Source organism: Sphingomonas sp. (assembly GCF_035758555.1).
In the GTDB taxonomy this organism is placed as follows: domain Bacteria; phylum Pseudomonadota; class Alphaproteobacteria; order Sphingomonadales; family Sphingomonadaceae; genus Sphingomonas_B.
The window spans coordinates 1-2,953 of the sequence record NZ_DASTXI010000149.1; the positions used below are offsets into that span (position 1 = coordinate 1).

Consider the following 2,953-nt stretch of genomic DNA (forward strand, 5'->3'; position numbering starts at 1 on the left):
TCGATGACGGCCATGTCATTCTCGATTCCCGTGACGGTGCCCTTCACCACCTTGCCTTCGAAGGCTTCGTTCTCGCCGCCGAGGCTTTCATTGAGGAGGGCCGCGAAATCGTCGCGGGTCGGGAATGTGGTGGTCGCCATAAAAAATGTGTCTTCCGTCGTATCAAATCGGCCTGCCGCGCCGGGCCACCGTGGCCGGGCTCCAACATGCGGACCTGGTTTCATGCACTGCCGCCGCCGGGCTCATCCCGAGGGTGGCGTCCGTTGGGCGCTGATGCGTGCGGAGCCCAGACAAAACGGCGCGTCAGAGTGCCGGCTACTTTCCGGAACTCTTACGCGCTCGCGATAAAAGCGGGCTGCCGCGAACGACTTAGCGTCCGCCGGACGGCGTGGGGCCTTAGCTTAGAGGGGGCGCAACCGCAAGCCGACGCTGTGGAGGCGTTTGGCGGAGGCGCTCGGTGGCGGCGGCAGCAACCGATCGATAGGCATTCTCCTATTGCAATCTAGGAACAAATAGGGAACGATGCGGCTTTGGAGTCGTGCCGATGCTTGTTGTCGATCCCGCGTTCCTGATCGCGCTCGCCGCGCTGATCAGCAGCCTTTCCGCGTTCATATGGGCGGTTCGGCGCAAGCCGTGAGAGCGCCGTCACGGGAGTGAATCCCGTGACGTCAGACGGGTTCGGCCTTGCCGACCCGCTGGCCGGCTTTCGCCAGCTCTTCGACGCAGCTACGCTGCGCTCGGTGGCTCAAGCAATGTTCGAAGGGTGGAGCGAATATTTCTTCATGATCGGCTCGTCGGCGGCGGCGCTGATTGGGCTGATGTTCGTCGTCGTGACCCTGACCGCGGGGCATCAGAGCGACCAGGTCGAGCAAGGGAAGCACCTCTATACCTCGCCGATCGTGTGGCATCTGGCGGTCGTGCTGGTGCTGAGCGGGGCAGCGATCGCGCCTGCGGTGACCGCGCGGCTGTACGGCTTGGCGAGCGGGGCGCTGGCGCTGCTCGGGATCGCCATCGGCGCGAGGAGCGCGGTCGGCATCGTGCGGCGGCCGGGAGCGCCTGACGCGGTGGGGTTCGACATGTTCTGGTACGGGGTGGCGCCGCTGATCGTCTATCTCGGCCTCGCGGCGGCCGCGGTCGGCATCCTCGAAGGGGCGAGCTGGGGCGCGGCGGGCGTGGCCGCGGACCTGATGGCGCTGCTGCTGGTCAGCATCCACGCCGAATGGGACCTCGTCACCTACCTCGCGCCGATCGCGGGGTCGGGCGACCGGAGCTAGTCTCCGCCGAGCTCGCGGGTCATTTCGATCATCGTTCGGCGGAAGCCCGCGCTGGCGAACATCGCCTGCGCGCCGTGGTTCTTCTCGGCGGTGAAGAGCAGAACGCGCGGCGCGCCGAGGTCCTTCAGCGCGCGGAGAGCGGCTTCGAGGAGCGCGCTGCCGACGCCCTGGCGGCGGTGCTCCGGGTCGACGACGAGGTCGTGGAGCACGCCCGCGGGCCCTCTGAGCGCCATGTAATCGCTGCCCTGCATGCCGCCGAAGGCATAGCCGACGACCGCGCCGGCGCGCTCGGCGACCAGAACCATCATCTCCGGTCGCGCGATCTGCGAGACCAGGAACTGGCCGTAGCGTTGGCTGAGCTGCGGCAGCGGGGCGATGAACCGCCGCGGGTCGAAATCGTGATGCTCGACGACGAGCATCGCGCCGAGGCGGCCCATCGCCGCTTCATCCTGCGGGCGCGCGGGGCGTACGATCAGGTCTGGGCTCATCGCCGCGCTTGTCGCAGCAGCCAGGCGCAGCGGCAATGGCGCGAATGACCGAACTCAATTCGTCTCATCGGCGGGCAAAGCCCCTCCCCCGCAAGGACTCCTTAGGGTAATCAGGTCAGGATTTCTTGGCGGGAAACAGGGGGTTCGGCGAATGCGTGCGTGGGCGTTGTGGGTTTCGGCGGCGGCGATCGGGGCGGCGACGCCCGCTTTGGCGCAGGATGCCGATGTCGCGCCCGCGCCCGCCGTCGCGCCGGCGGTCGCCGCCGCGCCTGCTCCCGTCGTCAGCAGCGATGTCGCGCCTTTCTATGCCTCGCACCCGGCGACGCTCGTCTGGCTGAAGGACGCCGACACCCGCGCCGCCGCGGCGAAGTTGGTCGAGGTTCTGAAGCGCGCGCCGATCGACGGCCTCGCCGATGGTCCCGCCCTCGCCTCCTCGGTCGAAACCGCGCTCGCGAGCGGCACGCCGGCGGACGACCAGATCGTCTCCACCGCATGGGTGCGCTACGTGCAGGCGGTGAAGCGGCCGGTCACCGGAGTCAGCTTCGGCGATCCGACGCTCCAGCTCGAGCCTCCGTCGGCAAGCGCGATCCTCGCCGAGGCGACGGCAGCGCCCTCGCTCGCGGCGTATATCGACAGCGTGGCGAACGTGAATCCCTTCTATGCGGCGCTTCGCGCGGACGCGATCGCGACGGGGCAGCAGGACGACCCGCACGTCGTCGCGACACTCGACCGGCTGCGGCTGATCCCGGCCAAGGGGCGCGCGATCCTGGTCGACGCGGCCAATGCGCAGCTGATGATGCTGAAGGACGGACAGGTCGTCGACACGATGAAGGTGATCGTCGGCAAGCCCGACTTCCCGACGCCGCTGCTCGCCGGGAAAATCTGGTACGTGACCTTCAACCCCTACTGGCACATCCCGCAGGACGTCACGAAGCGGAAGGTCGCGCCGATCGTCCTGAAGCGCGGGGTCAAATATTTGAAGGCGGCGCGGTATCAGACCGTGGAGGCGTTCGGCGGCGACAAGGAAGTGCCGATCGACCCCGAAAGCATCGACTGGAAGGCCGTCGCGGCGGGCAAGGTCGAAGCGCACATCCGCCAGCTCACCGGCCCGCACAACATGATGGGCAAGATGAAGTTCGGCTTCGTCAACGATTACGGCATCTTCCTCCACGACACGCCGCACAAGGACCT

General features: G+C 67.6%; 3 protein-coding genes. 2 read left to right on the plus strand and 1 reads right to left on the minus strand.

Going from position 1 to position 2,953, the window contains the following annotated elements:
• Positions 1-662: 662 nt before the first annotated feature.
• The gene (locus VFT73_RS08960) at positions 663-1,274 is read left to right on the plus strand and encodes a hypothetical protein (RefSeq protein ID WP_326410036.1); all 612 of its coding nucleotides are present in this window, start codon (positions 663-665) and stop codon (positions 1,272-1,274) included.
• Here the strand turns inward: VFT73_RS08960 and VFT73_RS08965 are convergent.
• Positions 1,271-1,762, minus strand: coding sequence for a GNAT family N-acetyltransferase (locus tag VFT73_RS08965; protein WP_326410039.1), 492 nt, complete (start codon positions 1,760-1,762; stop codon positions 1,271-1,273). The two genes, VFT73_RS08960 and VFT73_RS08965, sit on opposite strands and share 4 nt — an antisense overlap.
• A gap of 151 nt (positions 1,763-1,913) precedes the next feature.
• On the opposite strand from VFT73_RS08965, the gene VFT73_RS08970 reads away from it, so the two are divergent.
• Positions 1,914-2,953 (plus strand): L,D-transpeptidase family protein (locus VFT73_RS08970; RefSeq protein WP_326410041.1); only part of this gene is annotated, 1,040 nt, incomplete at its 3' end.

Excerpts from the sequence above, each read along its gene's own strand:
- VFT73_RS08965 (WP_326410039.1), bottom strand. The coding sequence starts at position 1,762 with ATGAGCCCAGACCTGATCGTACGCCCCGCGCGCCCGCAGGATGAAGCG.